This is a genomic window from Mycobacterium sp. TH-M106 (genome assembly GCF_057473765.1).
In genome coordinates this window covers 1-18,867 of the sequence record NZ_JBYCLE010000035.1, presented here as the reverse complement: position 1 = coordinate 18,867, position 18,867 = coordinate 1, and the positions used below count along the sequence as shown (strand labels likewise).

15 protein-coding genes and 1 tRNA gene are annotated in these 18,867 nt (G+C 66.4%); 5 read left to right on the top strand and 11 right to left on the bottom strand.

Features of this window, described 5'->3' with window-relative positions:
* The first annotated feature begins 33 nt into the window (after window positions 1-33).
* Window positions 34-104 (top strand) — tRNA-Gly (locus tag AC2VOP_RS01125).
* Window positions 105-153: 49 nt separating this feature from the next.
* On the top strand, window positions 154-1,341 hold the full coding sequence (locus AC2VOP_RS01120; RefSeq protein WP_486959252.1) for a serine hydrolase domain-containing protein: 1,188 nt from the start codon (window positions 154-156) through the stop codon (window positions 1,339-1,341).
* Between the two features lie 28 nt (window positions 1,342-1,369).
* On the opposite strand, the gene AC2VOP_RS01115 is transcribed toward AC2VOP_RS01120, so the two are convergent.
* Complete coding sequence (locus AC2VOP_RS01115; protein ID WP_486959251.1) at window positions 1,370-1,987, bottom strand: mycothiol-dependent nitroreductase Rv2466c family protein; 618 nt, start codon at window positions 1,985-1,987, stop codon at window positions 1,370-1,372.
* A gap of 115 nt (window positions 1,988-2,102) precedes the next feature.
* On the opposite strand from AC2VOP_RS01115, the gene pepN reads away from it, so the two are divergent.
* Window positions 2,103-4,679 (top strand): aminopeptidase N, encoded by a 2,577-nt coding sequence (gene pepN, locus AC2VOP_RS01110; protein WP_486959250.1) that lies wholly within the window; start codon window positions 2,103-2,105, stop codon window positions 4,677-4,679.
* Window positions 4,680-4,694: 15 nt separating this feature from the next.
* On the opposite strand, the gene AC2VOP_RS01105 is transcribed toward pepN, so the two are convergent.
* The 9 genes from AC2VOP_RS01105 to AC2VOP_RS01065 all read right to left on the bottom strand — a co-directional run bounded on the left by AC2VOP_RS01105 (window position 4,695) and on the right by AC2VOP_RS01065 (window position 15,803).
* Window positions 4,695-5,162: a DUF5130 family protein gene (locus tag AC2VOP_RS01105; RefSeq protein WP_486959249.1), complete on the bottom strand. Its 468-nt coding sequence runs from the start codon at window positions 5,160-5,162 to the stop codon at window positions 4,695-4,697.
* Window positions 5,149-5,394 carry an aa3-type cytochrome oxidase subunit CtaJ gene (gene ctaJ / locus AC2VOP_RS01100; RefSeq protein WP_486959255.1) on the bottom strand — a complete coding sequence of 82 codons (246 nt, stop codon included), beginning with the start codon at window positions 5,392-5,394 and terminating at the stop codon, window positions 5,149-5,151. Before ctaJ ends, AC2VOP_RS01105 begins: the two co-directional genes overlap by 14 nt.
* A gap of 28 nt (window positions 5,395-5,422) precedes the next feature.
* Window positions 5,423-6,070, bottom strand: a complete 648-nt coding sequence (locus AC2VOP_RS01095; RefSeq protein ID WP_486959248.1) for an HNH endonuclease — start codon at window positions 6,068-6,070, stop codon at window positions 5,423-5,425.
* A 329-nt stretch (window positions 6,071-6,399) separates the two neighbouring features.
* A complete protein-coding gene (locus AC2VOP_RS01090; protein ID WP_486959247.1) occupies window positions 6,400-6,666 on the bottom strand; it encodes a hypothetical protein in 267 nt (88 codons plus the stop codon).
* A gap of 562 nt (window positions 6,667-7,228) precedes the next feature.
* Window positions 7,229-7,645 (bottom strand): acyl-CoA thioesterase, encoded by a 417-nt coding sequence (locus tag AC2VOP_RS01085; RefSeq protein ID WP_486959254.1) that lies wholly within the window; start codon window positions 7,643-7,645, stop codon window positions 7,229-7,231.
* Window positions 7,646-7,650: 5 nt separating this feature from the next.
* Window positions 7,651-12,594, bottom strand: a complete 4,944-nt coding sequence (locus AC2VOP_RS01080; protein WP_486959246.1) for an NAD-glutamate dehydrogenase — start codon at window positions 12,592-12,594, stop codon at window positions 7,651-7,653.
* Between the two features lie 111 nt (window positions 12,595-12,705).
* Window positions 12,706-14,382 (bottom strand): energy-dependent translational throttle protein EttA, encoded by a 1,677-nt coding sequence (ettA, locus tag AC2VOP_RS01075; protein WP_486959245.1) that lies wholly within the window; start codon window positions 14,380-14,382, stop codon window positions 12,706-12,708.
* 93 nt (window positions 14,383-14,475) lie between these two features.
* On the bottom strand, window positions 14,476-15,015 hold the full coding sequence (locus AC2VOP_RS01070; RefSeq protein WP_486959244.1) for a single-stranded DNA-binding protein: 540 nt from the start codon (window positions 15,013-15,015) through the stop codon (window positions 14,476-14,478).
* A gap of 203 nt (window positions 15,016-15,218) precedes the next feature.
* The gene (locus AC2VOP_RS01065) at window positions 15,219-15,803 is read right to left on the bottom strand and encodes an LppX_LprAFG lipoprotein (RefSeq protein WP_486959243.1); all 585 of its coding nucleotides are present in this window, start codon (window positions 15,801-15,803) and stop codon (window positions 15,219-15,221) included.
* Between AC2VOP_RS01065 and AC2VOP_RS01060 the strand changes: the two genes are divergently transcribed.
* Together AC2VOP_RS01060 and AC2VOP_RS01055 are read left to right on the top strand one after the other, a co-directional pair.
* On the top strand, window positions 15,796-15,960 hold the full coding sequence (locus AC2VOP_RS01060) for a hypothetical protein (RefSeq protein WP_486959242.1): 165 nt from the start codon (window positions 15,796-15,798) through the stop codon (window positions 15,958-15,960). The genes AC2VOP_RS01065 and AC2VOP_RS01060 overlap by 8 nt on opposite strands.
* Before the next feature lie 245 nt (window positions 15,961-16,205).
* Window positions 16,206-17,555: an MFS transporter gene (locus tag AC2VOP_RS01055; RefSeq protein ID WP_486959253.1), complete on the top strand. Its 1,350-nt coding sequence runs from the start codon at window positions 16,206-16,208 to the stop codon at window positions 17,553-17,555.
* On the opposite strand, the gene AC2VOP_RS01050 is transcribed toward AC2VOP_RS01055, so the two are convergent.
* Window positions 17,552-18,867: bifunctional copper resistance protein CopD/cytochrome c oxidase assembly protein (locus AC2VOP_RS01050; protein WP_486959241.1), on the bottom strand; the 1,316-nt coding region annotated here is incomplete at its 5' end. The two genes, AC2VOP_RS01055 and AC2VOP_RS01050, sit on opposite strands and share 4 nt — an antisense overlap.

Here is an 18,867-nt window from a genome sequence, read left to right as displayed (position 1 = left end):
GCACCGGTAGAGCCGGTACAGTCTGGCTGGAATGCGGGCGTAGCTCAATGGTAGAGCCCTAGCCTTCCAAGCTAGCCACGCGGGTTCGATTCCCGTCGCCCGCTCGAAGTGCGGTTTCGCCGCTAGGAAGGCGCCACTGGCGACATGGGCGACATGGGCGATACAACGATCCACGGGTCGTGCGCGCCGCGTTTCGAACGGGTGCGCGACGCGTTCGAGCAGAACTTCGTGCTGCGCAATGAACTCGGCGCCGCCGTCGCAGCCTGGGTGGACGACGAACTCGTCGTCAACCTGTGGGGCGGTTCGGCGGATGCGGCCGGTACCCGGCCGTGGCGACAAGACACGCTGGGCACAGTCTTGTCCACGACCAAGGGCCTGACCAGCACGTGTGTGCACCAACTCGTGGAGCGCGGCGTGCTCGACCTGGACGCGTCGGTGGCCCGGTACTGGCCGGAGTTCGCATCTGCCGGCAAGGAGAACATCACCCTCGCGATGGTGCTCAGCCACCGATCCGGTGTGATCGGGCCGCGCAATCGGATGCCGTGGCAGGACGTGACCGACTGGGATCTGGTCTGCGAACGGCTGGCGGCCGCCGAACCATGGTGGGAGCCCGGCACCGCACAGGGCTACCACATGACGACCTACGGATTTATCGTCGGCGAGGTGGTCCGTCGCGTGACCGGTGGCACCATCGGTCATTACCTGCGCGCCGAGGTTGCCGATCCACTCGGCGCGGACGTTTACATCGGCGTGCCGGTCGCCGAACAACGACGCCGCTGCGCCGACCTGGTGGACAAACCGACCATCCGGGAGATGCTGGCCTCGATCAGCGCACCGGAATACCCCACCACGCTCGCCGAGCACCCGAAAGCCGGCCTGGCCGTCTCGATGGGATTCGCCCCGGACGACGAAGTCGGCACCAACAACCTGGAGCAGTGGCGGGCACTCGAGTTCCCTGGCACCAACGCCCAGGTGTCGGCACTCGGCTTGGCGACTTTCTATAACGCCTTGGCCCAGGAGAAGTTGCTTAGCCGCGCCCAGATGGAACGAGCCCGGGTGTCGCAGGGCGGCTTTGAGACCGATCTGGTGCTCGGTCCCCGCGTCGCCGACCACGGCTGGGGTCTGGGCTACATGCTCAACCAGCGCTGCGTCAACGGACCCAACCCGCAGATCTTCGGACACGGCGGCCTGGGTGGCTCCTTCGGCTTCGTCGACCTCGAACACCGGATCGGCTACGCGTATGTGATGAACCGGTTCGACCCGACCAAGGCCAACGCCGACCCGCGCAGCGTTGCGTTGTCCGACGAGGTCTACGCGGCGTTAGGCGTCATCAGGCGCTGAGTCGGGCCGGCGGCGCAGTCAGCGCCGGCTAGTCGAATTCAGGCGCCTCGGTGCGGGTGCGTTTCAGCTCGAAGAAGTGCGGATAGGACGCGAAAGTCACCGATGCGTCCCACAGCTTTCCGGCCTGTTCGCCACGGGGGATGCGCGACAACACCGGCCCGAAGAACGCCGCACCGTTGGCGTGGATGGTGGGGGTGCCGACGTCCTTGCCGACGGCGTCCATCCCGGCGTGGTGGCTTTTGCGCAGCGCCTCGTCGTAGACGTCGGTGGTGGCCGCGTCGGCCAGCCCGGCGGGCAGCCCCAGCTCGGCCAGCGATCCCTTGATGACGTCGGGAAAGTCTTTGTTGTTTTCGTTGTGGATGCGGGTGCCCATCGCCGTATACAGCGGGCCGAGCACCTCGGCGCCACGAGCCTGCTCGGCGGCGATCGCCACCCGAACCGGCCCCAGTGCCTTCTTCAGCCCCTCGCGCTGGTCATCGGAGAGTTCGGAGAAGTTGGGGCCCGCGTTGAGGATCGCCAGGCTCATCACGTGGAAGTTGACCGCGATGTCGCGGACCTTCTCGACCTCCAGGATCCAGCGGGAGGTGATCCAGCACCACGGGCAGATCGGGTCGAACCAGAAATCGGCTGTGGATGTGCCGGGCATGGGGCAATCCTTTCGGTCGGTGGTCAAACTCCATCGAGCACAACTATGCCCGTCCGACCGGTGCTTCCGCCCGTAGGGAAACGGAACTGTTCGACGCACTCTACTGTTGACGGGCGTGGCACTTCCCAACCTCACCCGCGACCAGGCCGCTGAACGTGCCCGGCTGGTCGCCGTCGACAACTACCGGATCGTGTTGGACCTCACCGATGGTGCCGGCCAGCCCGGCAACCGCACCTTCCGCTCCACCACGACGGTGACTTTCGACGCGCTGCCCGGCGCTGGCACCGTCCTGGATATCGCCGCGGCCACCCTGCGCAGCGCCAGCCTCAACGGCCGTCCCATCGACGTCTCCGGCTACGACGAATCGACGGGCATTCCGCTGCGCGGGCTGGCCGAGCACAACGTCGTCGAGGTCGACGCCGACTGCAGCTACTCCAACACCGGCGAGGGTCTGCACCGGTTCGTCGACCCGGTCGACGACGAGGTGTATGTGTACTCGCAGTTCGAAACCGCCGACGCCAAACGGATGTTCGCCTGCTTCGATCAGCCGGACCTCAAGGCTACGTTCGACGTCACCGTCACAGCGCCACCGCACTGGAAGGTGATCGCAAACGGCGCCACCGCAGGCGTCGAAGACGGTGTGCATAAGTTCGCCACCACCCCCCGGATCAGCACCTACCTGGTGGCGTTGATCGCCGGGCCGTACGCGCACTGGGCCGATAGCTACCGAGACGAACACGGCGAGATCCCGCTGAGGTTGTTCTGCCGGGCGTCGCTGGCCGAGTTCATGGACGCTGAGCGTTTGTTCACCGAAACCAAGCAGGGATTCGGCTTCTACCACAAGCGCTTCGGCACGCCGTACGTGTTCGGCAAGTATGACCAGCTATTCGTCCCCGAATTCAACGCCGGTGCAATGGAAAACGCCGGTGCGGTGACGTTTTTGGAGGACTATGTCTTTCGCAGCAAGGTCACCCGGGCATCCTACGAGCGGCGCGCTGAGACGGTGCTGCACGAGATGGCGCACATGTGGTTCGGGGACCTTGTCACCATGCGCTGGTGGGATGACCTGTGGCTCAACGAGTCGTTCGCGACGTTCGCCTCGGTGCTGTGCCAAAGTCAGGCCACCGAATACACCCGAGCGTGGACGACGTTCGCCAACACGGAGAAGTCGTGGGCGTATCGCCAGGACCAGCTGCCGTCGACGCATCCGATCGCCGCCGACATCGCTGACCTAGCCGCAGTCGAGGTCAACTTCGACGGCATCACCTATGCCAAGGGCGCCTCCGTGCTCAAGCAACTCGTCGCCTACGTCGGGCTGGAGCATTTCCTGGCCGGGCTGCGGGACTACTTCCAAGCCCACGCATTCGACAACGCCACCTTCGACGACCTGCTCGCCGCGCTGGAGAAAGCGTCCGGTCGTGACCTGTCCGGCTGGGGCCGGCAGTGGCTGAAGACCACCGGCCTCAACACACTGCGCGCCGACTTCGACCTCGACGCTGACGGGAAGTTCACCCGGTTCTCGGTCAGCCAAAGCGGCGCCGCACCGGGCGCCGGCGAGACGCGGGTGCACCGGCTGGCTATCGGAGTCTACGACGACGACCGGGACGGCCAGCTGGTGCGGGCGCACCGCGAGGAGCTTGACATCGACGGCCCCAGCACGGATGTGCCTGGCCTGGTGGGGATTTCACGCGGGAAGCTGATTCTGCTCAACGACGACGACCTGACGTACTGTGCGCTGCGGCTAGATTCGGAGTCGCTGGCCACAGCGCTGGAGCGCATCGCCGACATCGCCGACCCTCTGCCACGCACCCTGGTGTGGTCGGCGGCCTGGGAGATGACCCGCGAGGCCGAACTGAAGGCCCGCGACTTCGTTGCACTGGTGTCCGGCGGTGTCCAGGCCGAAACCGAGGTCGGGGTGGCGCAGCGGCTGCTGCTGCAGGCCCAGACCGCGCTGGGGTCCTACGCCGAACCCGGCTGGGCCGCCGAGGAGGGCTGGCCGGCGTTCGCCGACCGACTGCTAGAGCTGGCCCGCGACGCCTCTGCGAGATCAGCCGGATCGGATCACCAGCTGGCCTACGTCAACGCGCTATGCACATCGGTGCTGGCCGCGAGGCATACCGACGTGTTGTCGGCGCTGCTGAACGGCGACCCGGCCGCACAGGGTCTGGCCGGCCTGGCGGTAGACACCGATCTGCGCTGGCGCATAATCACCGCCCTGGCCAGATCCGGTGTGGTCGACGCCGACGTCATCGACGCCGAAGCCCAGCGCGACTCGACGGCGGCCGGAAAGCGGAACGCCGCCCAGGCGGCCGCTGCCCGGCCGCAGCCGACGGTCAAGGAGCAAGCTTGGCAGCAGGTGACCGAGGACGACACGCTGGCGAACGTCACGGCACGGTCGATCATCGCCGGGATCGTCCAACCCGGCCAGGGTGAGCTGTTGACGCCCTTTACCGCACGCTACTTCGCGGCGATCCCCGGGGTGTGGCAGCGCCGGTCCAGCGAGGTCGCCCAGACGGTGGTCGTCGGCCTGTACCCGGCATGGGACATCAGTCAGGGCGGACTGGACGCCGCCGACGCGTTTCTGGCCGATGCCGAGCTGCCGTCGCCCCTACGGCGGCTGGTCATGGAAGGCCGGGCGGGCATCGAACGCTCACTTCGGGCCCGAGCATTCGACGCCGCCGTCGGCGGGTAGCACCGCTACCGTTCGCTACCCCGGCGAGATGCCGGCGCTGAGCACCCGCACGGCGCTGACCAGCCCGTCGATCAGGTTGCCCTCAGCGAACGCCGACGCCGCCGCCGCGACGCCCAGCGGTGCGGCCGATTCCGCGCCACGGCCACGCACCCCGGAGCCGTAGACCACCTCGATGGCTCGCTGGTCCGGTGAGACGGCCGTCAGCACAGCCTCATTCGGCGTGGGCACCCTCGCGAGGATTTCCCGGGCCCGTGTCGCGGTATCGTCACCCAGATCCCCGATGTAGACGGCGAACATCGCCTTCGATGCCCGTGTTGCGTTGGTGAGGACATCGTCGAGCAGCGCCAGGTCTTTGATGGGGAACGGGTAGTGCACGGACAGTTCGCCGGGCTCGGTCACCCCGGAAATCCGTCCGCTGGCCGTTACCACCGAACCGAGCGGCAACTCGGCGAGCCCGACCGGCACGACCTCACCACGTTCCACTGGCACCACCTCCCACACTGAAGGCAGGCTCGCCCCGGCCGTGTTGGCCGTGTCCGCCGTCGATAACCTCATCGGTGGCGGCCCACAGGATCGGTGGACTCGTCTGCGCCCACGATTCGGACAGCTCGTAGGTTGGCGGGTGAGATCCCTTGTGCGACCAGATTCGCGCCGCCAGCACTGCGACCAGCACGAGCGGAATGGGCACCACAAAGTACAGGAAGCTCTGCGTCATGCTCACGACGCAAACCGTATCCCACTGCTCAGGCGGCGCCTTCGCCGAGGTAGGCCACCCAGGCGGGGTCCAGTTCCTGGATCACCGCCAGCAGCCGCCAATGCCGGCCCTTCGGCGGTGTGGGCGCCAGGCGAAGCGTCCAGCCGAGTTCGTCCAGCAGCCGGTCGGCCTTGCGGTGATTACACGGCGAGCAGGCGGCCACGCAATTCTCCCAGGAATGGTCGCCGCCACGGCTGCGCGGCACCACATGGTCGACGGTGTCGGCCTTGGCGCCGCAGTAGGCGCAGCAGAACCGGTCGCGATGCATCAGCGCGGCGCGGCTCAACGGGGTGCGGGCACGGTAGGGCACCCGGACGAACGACCGCAGCCGGATCACCGACGGCGCCACGATCGCCCTGGTCGCGGAGTGGATCACCGGTGCAGACGGGTCGTCGTGCACCGTATCGGCCTTGCCGCAGACCAGCATGACGACGGCGCGCCGCATCGGCAGCGCGGTCAGCGGCTCGTAGGTGGAGTTCAGCAGCAGCACCCGCCGGCGGTTCCACATCGAACCGCTGTCGTGAGGAACGTCGCCGGAGACACCGGAGACACTGTGCAGACGTGGACCGGCCGCAAGCCCAGTCAGACCCGCCGCCGCACCGAAATTGTGGTGACGGCGGTTTTTGCGATGCGCCATCGATCCTCCGCGGAACAGTTCACCATGAATCGTCGCCGGTCGCAGACTAATTTGCGGTGTGTCCGCTGGTCAATGCCGCGCACTGGATGGTGATTGAGCCCCCGGAAGCACCAGCCGTTTTACGACGCCGGCGTCGGCAACGTTTGCTACGGTCTTGGCCACAATTGAATTCCCAGGAACGATCCCAAGGTCACCACGTCGACCGGAGTCGGGGAATGTAAGCAGCATCGAGATCGCCTCTCCGTGGGGAGACATCGGCCCCTATCTGGCTCCGATCGACCGATCCCGTCCCCGTAAAACGCCTCTGCTGCAGGTGTTGCAGGCCCGTATTACCGCACGGCAGTGTTTGCGACGCGCAGCCGCGTCACATCCTCACGGACGGCAGCAACGTCGTCGTCATCCAGTGCCGGATCATCCGCGAAATCCTCGACCGCGTCCAAGAGTTCTCTCGGCAGGCGGGTGCCGCGGATCACCGCCTGCTCGACCAGGTCGATGATCGCGGCGACGTCCTCGCCCGCACGCATGGCACCCTCGATGCCGAAACCCTCGGGTTTGATCACCGCGAACAGCTGTTCGGCGAGCTCGTGGTCAGTCATAGGCTGCACTTTAGTCGGAGCCCGGATAGGCCGTGCATATTCGCGGCTCTCCGTGTATACGCCCTTTCACGCGAACAGTTACTGGCTGTCCGTCCACCGTGGCACGGAAGTACAGGGTCGACCCGTTTCGTTCAATCTCGCTCGGTGCCCGGAGCACTCGGTCAATAGCCCCCCGAACCTTCGCACGGCTCCAAGACCTCGGAAACTCCGATTTGCCCCTACCCGCGCCGAAGCCGTGGCCACCATCCCAGCCGCCCTTCTTCGGCGTCCCCACCAGGATGTGCTCTAGCAGCGCCTCGGCCTTCACCTCCCTTTCTCGCGTGGCACCCCGACACGTCGAAAAACGCTAGCGACGGACACCGACATCATGCCCACACGACAGCGTGGGACTTCCTTCGCGGTGACGCAGCAGCGGGCGCGGACGCAGTCGCGCCCGGCAGTCCCGCCGCGGCGCCAGCCGCGTCACCGGTGAACAGGTTGTCGAAGTCGGTGCCCAGCGTGCCGTTGAACCAACCGGCCGTGTCAGAGTTTCGCCCGGCAAACGCACCGCCGACACGTTCTGCTACCGCATCCACCGCTGCAGGTAGTCGCGATGGCGCGGCGACAGCCGCACCAGCCGCTGCCCGTCGATGTCGAACGCCGCCAGCTGCGTGTCGGCGATCACCACCGGCTTCGACTCCGGCTCCGCATTCACCGAGCGCACCTCGTAGCCCAGGGTGAAATCCACCGCGCGAAGCCGCTGCACCCAGATAGTCACCTGCAGCGGCGAATCGGTCAGCCGCAGCTGCCCCTTGTAGGCGACGCGGACCTCGGCGATCAACAGGCCGGTGGTGATGATGCCGGCGCCGAACGCAGGCGCCAGGAACGGCACCCGGGCCTCTTCTAAAACGGTGACCATGGTCGCGTGGTTGACGTGCTGATACATGTCGATGTCCGACCAGCGCACCGGAACTGACGCGACAAACCCGGCGGCGTTCACGCCGCTCACACCGGCGCCCCGCGGCCGCTGGCTCGCGTCATACTGCGAATCTGCCGCGCCGCCACAGACAATGCGGCAAGGCCCCGCGCGCCGGACTCATAGATCTCGGTCAGCGTCCGACGGGCCCGCTCCATCCGCGACCCATTGATGTGCTCCCATTCCGCGATCTTCTGCATGCCGTCTTCGTCGGGTTCGCCGACCGCGAGAACATCGAGACACAGCGCGCGCAATGAGTTGTAGATGTCGTCGCGAATCGCCAAGCGGGCCAACGAGTGCCAACGGTCATGGCGGGGAAGTTCGGCGACCGCGGTCAGCAGCCCGTCGGTGCCGAGCCGGTTCATCAGGGCGAAGTAGGTGTCAGCCACCTCGGCGGCGTCACGGTCGGCGATGTCGGCGATGTCGATGACGTCCAGCAGACTGAAGCAATACAGGCCGCCGGCGATGGTGACAGCGAGGTCGTGCGGGACGTTCTGCGCGGTGAACTCACCGACATGCTTGGCGACGATAGCCTCGTCGTCACCGCGCAGCCATTCCGATATCCGTGGGGTCAATGCTTTGACTTTGGCGGCGAATCGGTTGATCTCGGCGCCGACAGCCAACGGCTGCGGGCGGTAGTTCAGCAACCAGCGCCCGGACCTGTCGATGAGCCGCCGCAGATCCGACGTCATCCGATCGGTGACCGTGACCGGCAACCCGTCATGTAGGCCGGCGGTGCGGATCGCCCGCCACACCTCGCCCACCCCGAATATGGCATCGGTTGCGACGTAAGCGCGCACCGCGTCGACCAGGTTGACACCCACGTCCTCGGTGATCCGGAAGGCGTAGGTGATCCCGGCGGTATCCACCACGTCGTTGATCAACATGGTGGTGACGATCTCGCGCCGCAGCTGGTGTGCGCGGATCTCTGGTTCGAAGCGCTCGGCCAGTGCGACCGGGAAGTAGCGCGGCAACCGCGCGGCGAACACATCCTGCTCCGGCAGGTCGGTGGCGAGCACTTCCGCCTTGAGGGTCAACTTCACATGCGCCATCAGCGTCGCCAACTCCGGTGACGCCAGCCCGAGCCCGGCCTCGGCACGGCGACGGATCTCCTTCTCCGACGGCAACGCCTCCAGTTCGCGGTTGAGCCCCCGGTCGACCACCAGGTGCCTGATCTGGTCGGCGTGCACGGGCAGCAGACTCGCCGCGTTGGCCCGGCTGGTGCCCAGCAGGTCGTTCTGGTCGGCGTTGTCGGCGAGCACCAACTCGCCCACTTCGTCGGTCATCGACAGCAGCAACCGGGCACGGTCGGACGGGTCGACTTTGCCGGCGGTAACCAGGGCATCGATAAGAATCTTGATGTTGACCTCATGGTCGGAGCAGTCCACGCCGGCCGAGTTGTCCAGCGCGTCGGTGTTGATCCGGCCACCGCACAGGTCGAATTCGACGCGGCCCAGCGCAGTGACGCCGAGGTTGCCACCCTCACCGATCACCTTGGCACGCACCTGGTTTCCATTGACCCGGACCTGATCGTTGGCGCGGTCGCCGACGTCGGCGTCGGATTCAGCCTCTGCTTTGACATAGGTGCCGACCCCGCCGGTGAACAGCAGGTCGACCGGGGCTCGCAGGATCGCCCGAATCAGGTTGGGAGGGGCCATCTCCGTGATGTCACCGTCGATGCCCAGCGCAGTCCGCACCTGGCGGCTGATCGGCACAGCCTTCTGCTCCCTGCTGTACACCCCGCCACCCTCGCTGATCAACGACTTGTCGTAGTCGTCCCAGCTGGATCGGGGCAGGGCGAACATCCGCTGGCGTTCCACGAAGCTGGCAGCGGGATCCGGATCCGGGTCCAGGAAGACGTGTCGATGGTCGAAAGCAGCCAGCAACCGGATGTGCTTGCTGCGCAGCATGCCGTTGCCGAAAACGTCGCCGCTCATGTCGCCGATGCCGACCACGGTGAAGTCTTGCGTCTGGGTGTCCACACCCATCTCCCGGAAATGCCGCTTGACCGACTCCCAGGTTCCCTTGGCGGTGATACCCATTTCCTTGTGGTCGTAGCCGACCGATCCACCGGACGCGAAGGCGTCACCCAGCCAGAACCCGTAGGATTTAGCCACCTCGTTGGCGATGTCGGAGAACGTGGCGGTGCCCTTGTCGGCCGCCACCACAAGGTAGGCGTCGTCACCGTCGCGCCGGATCACCTCGGGCGGCGGGTTGACCCGGCCGGTCACGTGCTCGACGTTGTCGGTGACGTCGAGCAGGCCGCAGATCAGCAGTTTGTAGCAGGCGATGCCCTCGTTTCGGGTGGCCTCGCGGTCGACAGCCCGGTCGCCAGTGGGCAGTGGCGGCTGTTTGACCACGAACCCGCCCTTAGCGCCGACCGGCACGATGACGGCGTTTTTCACCTCCTGCGCCTTGACCAGGCCCAGGATCTCGGTACGGTAGTCTTCGCGCCGGTCGGACCAGCGCAGGCCGCCGCGGGAAACGTACCCGAAACGCAGGTGCAGCCCCTCGACGCGCGGCGAATACACGAAGATCTCGAACTTAGGCCGCGGCAGCGGGAGCTCGTCGACCAACTGCGCGTCGAGCTTCAACGCCAGCACATTCTGGCTACGGGCCGAACCTTGCCGGGTGACAAAGTAATTGGTACGCAACGTGGCCTGAATCAGCGAGGCGAATGCGCGCAGCACACGATCGGTGTCCAAGCTCACGACCGCGTCGATGTCGGCGGTGACCGCAGCGGCCGCCGCTTGTGCGTCACTGCCCCTCGCCGCCTGGGACGGATCGAAGAGTGCTTCGAACAAAGCCACCAGTGACCTTGCGGTGCTTGAATGCTCGTTGAGCACCGAGGCGATGTGGGCCTGGCTGTAGGGGAACCGCGCCTGCCGCAGATACTTGGCATAACCGCGCAACACCACCACCTGCTGCCAGGTCAGCCCGGCGCGCAGCACCAGCTCGTTGAACCGGTCGATCTCGGCTCGGCCCTGCCAGATTGCGGTGACGGCGTCGGCGAACCGCTGTTCGGCCTGCTGTCGCTCCGCGCCCGCCGGAGACAGCGTGATGCTCGGGTGCAGGGAGAGTTTGAACTTGTAGATCCAGACGTTGAGACCGTCGGCTCGGGTGACGGTGAACGGTCGCTCCTCTAGCACCACCACCCCCATGCACTGCAGCATCGGCAACAGGTCGCTCAGCGAGGCATCGTGGCCGCCCAGGAACCAGGCCAGCAGGGCGACCGCCTCGCCATCGTCCCCACTGTCTTCGGTGAAGACCAGCTTGACCGAATCGTCGGTCAGCTCTTCGATGACGGCGATGTCGCGGATCGCCTCAGCCGGGGTGGCGGCCTGCTGATAGGTCTCGGAGAAGGCTGCCGCGTAGTGCTCGGCCACGGCGGGACTGATCGCGCTGTCTGCGGCCGCACCGAGGAGCCGGTCGGCCCAGGTTCGGGTGGCCTCGGTCAGCCGCGCCTGGATCCGCGATCGGTTGGCCTCGGAGGTGTCGGCAGGCCGAACGCCCTCGTCGTCGGAGAGTCGGACCATGAAATGCACCAGCGCCCACGGTGCTTCGCTGACGCGTGCGGTGTAGTCCAGGTTCACCCCGCCGAACTCGGAGACCAGGATTTCCTCCATCTGCAGCCGGACGGGGGTGGTGTAACGGTCGCGTGGCAGGTAGACGAGGCACGACACGTAGCGGCCGGTGCGGTCGCCGCGCAAGAACAACAGCGCCCCACGCCGGGATCCCACGTCCGACACGGCCATCGCCATGGTCAGCAGCTGCTCGGCGTCTATCGCAAAAAGCTCCGAACGGGGAACGGTCTGGATGATGTCGAGCAACAGCTGACCGGGGTGGCCGGGCTTGCGTTCGGCCAGCGCCAGCGCCCGGCGCACTGTGCTCGAAATAACTGGGATGTCAAAGACATTGGCGTTCATCGCGGACGCGGTGAACAGCCCCACGAAACGGTGCGCGACAACACTAGCTCCGGTGTCCTCCCGGATGACCACGACATAGGTCTGTGCGCTCAAACGCATGTAGCTGGGTACGGTGGCTTGAGTCAGCGTCAGCAGTTTGTCGCCGGTGAGTCGAGGGCGGTATGACTTGCGCACCCGCAACACACCCAATCGGGTTGATTCATCCACCAGCACCTGTCCGTCGTGCACCGGGCCACGCTGATAGCCCAGCAGGACGAAATGGCCGTCGGCCAGCCAACGCAACAGCGCAGCGACATCTTCTCGGTCCGGCGCGCTGAAATGCCCGCCGCGGTCGGCTTCGACGTCGGCAGCCAGCGCGACCAAGGCTGTGGTCATGGCCATCGAGTCGGTTGCGACCTGGCGAACGTCGGCCATGACGTCGGGCAGCAGGCGCCCGGCTTCGGCAAGGGCGTCGCGGTTGACCGACGGCGAGAGCTGGACGTGAATCCAGGTTTCGGTAATGGCGTGGTCCCGGATGGCATCGACAGTGTCCACAGCGTCGGCCGTGCGGTCAGCCGCTTCTGGTTCGACGCTGCGCAACTCTCCGGTTTCGCTGCGACGCACCGTGAACACCGGGGTCATGATGCCCAGATAGGCCACCCCCAGCCGCTGCAGCAGCACGGCGATGGAATCCATCAGCGGGCCTCGGTTCTCAGGACGCTCGGTGACCACCTGCAGCGCCGGGCCGAATCCGGCTGGATCGTCCGCCTCATAGACGGCCACCCGACTCTCACCGGCCCGCCGGTGCCGGGCCAGTCGCCAGTGGGCGCCCAGCAGGCTCGGTGTCACCAACGCAGCCGCGGTCTGGCTAACGGGGCCGGCGTCGGTAGGCCGACCACCGGTGCCCAGGGGGTCGCTGTGCGGACCGCGGTAGGCGCCGATGTAGGCGGCGGCAACCCAGTCGGGGATCGGAGCGGGCTCAGCGGACTCAGCCGACCCAGCGGACCCAGCGAACATCGTCCAGGCGGTGAAGCTGTGCACGTCGCTGGAACCTGGACCGATTGTCACCTGGACCCTCCTGACTCAGCGCCGACCGTAGTGGCTGCTAGCGGCCGCTACTGGCAACTACTGGCAACTACCGGCAACTCCCGGCAACTACTGGCAACTCCCGGCCCAACATTAGTCACGGGTGAGTCTGCGATGGGTCACTCGGTGCGGGCGGGCGGCTTCGGCACCGAGCCGCTCCACTTTGTTCTCCTCGTAGGCGCCGAAGTTGCCCTCGAACCAGAACCATCTGGCCTCGTTGTCGGCGTCGCCCTCCCAGGCCAGGATGTGAGTGCAGGTGCGGTCCAGGAACCAGCGGTCGTGTGCGGTCACCACCGCACAGCCGGGGAAGTTCATCAGTGCATTCTCCAGCGATGCCAGCGTTTCGACGTCCATGTCGTTGGCCGGCTCGTCCAACAGGATCAGGTTGCCGCCCTGTTTGAGGGTGAGCGCCAGGTTCAAGCGGTTGCGCTCGCCGCCGGACAGCACACCGGCCGGCTTCTGCTGGTCGGGACCTTTGAACCCGAACGCCGACACGTATGCCCGCGACGGGATCTCGTTGTGCCCGACCTGGATGTGGTCCAGCCCGTCGGAGACCACCTCCCACACCGTCTTTGCGGGGTCGATGCCGGCGCGTTCCTGGTCGACGTAGCTGATCTTGACGGTGTCGCCGACACGGACGGTGCCACTGTCGGGCTGCTCCAACCCGACGATGGTCTTGAACAGGGTGGTCTTGCCGACACCGTTGGGACCGATCACACCGACGATGCCGTTGCGCGGCAAGGTGAAGGACAGATCCTTGATCAGTGTGCGGCCACCGAATCCCTTGTCCAAGTGCTCGACCTCGACCACCAGGTTGCCCAGCCGCGGGCCGGGGGGGATCTGGATCTCCTCGAAGTCCAGCTTGCGGGTCTTCTCGGCTTCGGTCGCCATCTCCTCGTAGCGTGCCAGTCGGGCCTTGCCCTTGGCCTGACGTGCCTTGGTGCCCGAACGCACCCAGGCCAGCTCGTCGAGCAGTCGCTTCTGCAGTTTGGCGTCTTTGCGGCCCTGCACGGCCAGCCGTTCGGCCTTCTTCTCCAGGTAGGTGGAGTAATTGCCTTCATACGGGTAGGCGCGGCCGCGGTCGAGCTCCAGGATCCACTGCGCGACGTTGTCGAGGAAATAACGGTCGTGGGTGACCGCCAGGATCGCCCCCGGGTAAGCCGCCAGGTGCCCTTCTAGCCACTGCACACTTTCGGCGTCGAGGTGGTTGGTTGGCTCGTCGAGCAGCAGCAGGTCGGGTTTGGACAGCAGCAGCTTGCACAGTGCGACGCGGCGCCGCTCACCGCCGGACAGCTGGGTGACCGGGTCATCGGGTGGCGGGCAGCGCAGTGCGTCCATGGCCTGCTCCAGCTGGGAGTCGATGTCCCATGCTCCAGCGTGGTCCAGATCCTCTTGCAGCCGGCCCATCTCCTCCATCAACTCGTCGGAGTAATCGGTGGCCATCAATTCGGCGACCTCGTTGAACCGGTCCAGCTTGGCCTTAATCTCTCCTAGGCCCTCCTCGACGTTGCCGCGCACGGTTTTCGCCTCGTTCAGTGGCGGCTCCTGCAGCAGGATGCCGACGGTGGCGCCGGTGGCCAGGAACGCGTCCCCGTTGTTGGGGGTGTCCAGGCCCGCCATGATCCGCAAGACGCTCGACTTGCCGGCCCCGTTGGGGCCGACCACACCGATTTTCGCTCCCGGCAGGAAACTCAATGTGACGTCGTCGAGGATGACCTTGTCGCCGTGCGCCTTGCGGACCTTCCTCATCGTGTAGATGAACTCAGCCATGCCGCGGTGTTGCCTCCTGGTTCAGCAGGTGTTGTCCGCCGACCATCCTAAGCAACTTTGGGACAGCGCCCTTTGCTGACAGCGAGAAGCCGGCTATGCCGACAACCCCAGGCCGTCCTCGGCTTGCAGCTCGTCGTCGGCGCCCTCCGGACGGTCAGCGTCGTCGCCGTCGTCGCAGCCAGCCACTGTCGGTCCGCCGGCCACCGGTTCCCCGGCCGGTGCGGACGGGGCCGACGAGGCCGACGAAGCCGACGAACCTATAGCGTCCGGCCCTGCGGTGATGATCTTCTCGATCCGCGCGGCGCAGCGGGACAGATCCGGCCCGATCGCAGTGGCGCGCATTTCCAGGGCCGAGCGCCGAATGCCGTCACGGTCGTCGTACTCGCTGGTGTAGACGTGACCCACCGCGACCACCGGCGAGCCCTTGCACAGTGATGCGCCCACCCCGGTGACCAGGCGGCCCCAGCAGTTGACGTTGATGAACAGCGAGTTACCGGTCTCCCAGGTGCCGTCGGCACCACGCCGGCGCGAATTGCTCGCGACCCGCAGCTTGATCACCTCCTGATCGCCGACCCTGCGGCGTACCGGGTCGTTGACGATGTTGCCGACCACGGTCAGCGGCGTTTCGAACATGGCAATTTCCTTTCTTGATGGCGGCGGAAGCTTCGGTGGCGCTCCGCCGGTGCCGCTGCCATTCAGCCCGGCCATGCCGACAGGACGGGCGACCCGCTGGCGGCGAACACCGCCGCTGTGGAAGAAATAAACGCTGTCAATAACGCCGACAGCGCCGTGCCCGGGCGGGTCTCAGCTGGTGCCGCCGCCGCGGCGGGCGCGCGTCACACTCCCGTCGGTTTCTCGATGGTGACCGGTGCGTTCCAATCGGAGAGGGTCATCTGGATGGAGTCGTCCTTGCTCGGCTCCAGCGTGGCTCGGACCAGCTGGTGGTCACCGCTCTCCTGGACCCAGACCGTGCATGCCATCCGCTTGGTGACCGCCAGCTGCGGCACCAACTTGTCCACCGCGTCGGCAGTCACCTTGCCGACCACCCGAACGGTCTGCTGGCCGCTGATCGTTTCGCGGGCCTCGACCTTGGGATCGATGAAGTCGGCCAGCATGTTGGCCAGCCCGGTATCCGGGTTCACGACCGCGGCCACGTCGTAGACGTTGGCGGTGGGCCCGAAATCGCTCCACCCTTCCCCCGGCAGCGCCACGTACAAGTGGCCGCCGAACACGACGAATCTGATGCCGACGTCAGAACCCATGATCTTGACCGTGGCATTGCCCTTGGCCGCGGCGCCGGGCCGGTTGGTCAGATCCCCGTCTAGTGTCTTGACAGGCATCTCCTCGACCTTGCCGGTCACCGCCAACGCCAGGTGCACACTCTTGAGGTTCTTGGTGGTGGTGCTGGACTGCTTGAGCAATCCCGCAGCGTCCGGCAGCGGAGCAGCGGCCTGCTTCGACGACGACGGCAGCGACGACGGCGACCCGGACGGCGCAAACGGCGCGGCTGACGAGGACGGCGAGGCTGGCGAGGACGGCGAGGACGGTGAAGTCCGCGAGGACGGTGAAAAGGAATGACAGCCGGCGGCAACGGCCACGACGACGCTCCACACGACCAGGACGGTTAACGGCCCGCGCATGCCAGACATCGTAGGCGGTGCCGCATCCGGCTGAGCGTGTCGCCAGCTGTTCACAACCCGCCGACTGCGTGAGCACTGATATACGGTCTTGCGGTGGTCACCTCGAGCCGACGGGCCAACGCTGAACCCGCTGGCCTAAGCAGATGGACACGCGACGACATCCGGGTCTGTGATCCCACGGCGATGCGGCGGTCGATCGCGGGCACCGCGATCGGCAATTTCATGGAGTGGTACGACTTCGGCGTCTACGGATTCCTCGCCACCACGATCGCGCAGGTTTTCTATCCCTCCGACAGTTCCAGCGCGGCCGGTCTGATCGCCACTTTCGGAACGCTGGCTGCCGCGTTCGCGGTACGGCCGTTCGGCGGGCTTGTGTTTGGTCCGCTCGGCGACCGTATCGGACGCAGGCGGGTATTACTCATGACGATCGCGTTGATGGCAGTCGGCACGACCATCACCGGATTGCTGCCCGGCTACGCGACCATCGGCATCTGGGCACCGGCGGCGCTCATCGTTACCCGCGTCCTTCAGGGCTTCTCCACCGGTGGCGAGTACGTCGGCGCGATGACCTACGTCAGCGAACATGCCCCGGACCGCAGCCGTGGCGCCCTCGCCGGGTTTTTGCCGCTGGGCACGCTGAGCGGGTATGTGGTGGGTGCGACGGTGGTGACCGCGCTGCGGACACAGTTGCCGATCGTCGACATGCTCAGTTGGGGTTGGCGGATCCCGTTCCTGCTAGGAGTCCCATTCGCGCTCGTCGCGCTGTTCATGCGGTTGCGGATCGAGGAGTCACCCGCCTTTGAGCAGATGAGTGCGCGCGCGCAGGGACCCCGAGCAGGAGGCCGGCAACAGTTCAAGCAGACGATCGTGGAGCAGTGGAGGCCGCTGCTGATCTGCATGGGGCTGGTGCTGGCGGCCAATGTCACCAACTACATGCTCACCGGGTACCTGCCGACGTATTTCAAAACAGTCGGGCGAATCGGCAGCGTCCACGGACTGATGCTGATCGCGGGAGTGCTGGCCATCCTGCTCTGCGCGGTGGTGTTCGTGGCGAAGCTGTCCGACCACATCGGCCGCAAACCGCTGTTGTGGACCGGTTGCGGGATGCTGATCGCAGCCTCGATTCCGGCGTTCCTGCTGATCCGCAGCGGCGGGAGCTACCCCGTGATGTTCCTCGGCGTATTTCTGATCGGGTTGATGCTGCTGTGCTTTGAAAGCACCGAACCGTCAACACTTCCGGCGTTGTTTCCCACCAACGTGCGCTCGAGCGCCGTGGCGATCGCGTTCAACGTCTCGGTGTCGGCTTTCGGTGGCACCACCCCGCTGATCGCCGAGGCGCTGGTAGCCAGTACCGAGAACGTGATGGCACCGGCCTACATCCTGATGGTCGCCGGCCTGGTCGGCGTGGTCACAGTGTGGTTCACCCCCGAGGTTGCCGGCAAGCGTCTGCCCGGCTCCGGACCGTCGGTAGCGACCGAGCGGGAGGCGCGGGCCATCGTCGAGGCGGGACTCCGGCAGAGACCGGGTGATTAGCGTTGCCCGGCGGCGTCGCGACGGCCCAGCTCGGCGAGCATGTTGTTGTAGGCGGCCAACTCGGCGTCATGGTCACGGTCTTCCCCGCGATCGAAGCGTTTGGCGACGCGCTGGTCGCTTCGTGTCCACTGCACCAGTAATGCGATCATCACGATCAGCAGCGGAACCTCGCCTGCGGCCCAAGTGATTCCACCGGCCAGCCGCTGGTCTGCAAACAGGTCGGGGTGCCAGCTGAGTTGCAGCGAGCGGTAAAAGGCCTCACCCAGCACGTTGTGCATGCCCATCAGCAGCACCCCGAAGAAGGTGTGCAACGGCAACGCGACGAAGACCACGGCCACCTTGGCCAGCGGTGGCAGCGGCCGTGGCGTCGGGTCGACCCCGATCACCACCCAGTAGAACAGGTAGCCGCTGAGCAGGAAGTGCGCGTTCATCGCGACATGGCCGGCGTGGCTGCCGACGATGGCGTCGAAAATGCTGCTGAAGTACAGGCCGTAGAACCCGACGACGAAGATGAACGCCGCGACGACCGGGTGGGTGAAGAAGCGCGACACCCTGCTGTGCAGCGCGGCCAGCAGCCATTCCCGCAGGCCTGGCGGCTGGTAGCGGCCCGCCGCGGGCAACGCCCGCAGCGCCAGGGTGACCGGGGCGCCCAGCACCAGCAGGATCGGGACCAGCATCGCCAGCAGCATGTGGACGATCATGTGCACGCTGAACGTCGCCGGCATGTACCGGCCCAGCCCCGACGACGTGGCGAACAGCAGCGCCAGGCAACCGAGCAGCCAGGTCACCGTCCGGCCGGCCGGCCAGCTGTCGCCGCGGCGGCGCAGCCGCAGCACCCCGAACAGATACAGCGCCGCGGACAGCAGTGCGACAGTGCCGAAGATCAGGTCGAAGCGCCAGTCGAACAGCACCCGCGCCACGGTGGGTGGGCCGGCGAGGTCATAGCCGATCTTCACCTGGGCGATCGACGGGCGCAGGATCGGTGGCGGCGGCGGCGCGGTGCGGCCCAGTGCGACCGCGATGCCGAAGGTGACACCGAAGATCACCGCCTCGACCGACCCCAGCCGGATCAGCGCCGAGCGTGCGTTCGGATGTGCTTGCAGCGCAGCGACTCCACTGCGCCGCTGCTGCCAGCCGGCGACGCCCAGCAGACACAGCGCGACGATCTTGGCACCCACCAGCCGGCCGTATGCGGTGGTCAGCAGGTCGACCGGTGCCAGCCGCACCAGCGCGTTGATGACACCGGAGAGTGCCATCGCCACAAAGCACCACAGCGCCACCGTGGAGAACCGCCGCGCCGCCAGGGCGGCGT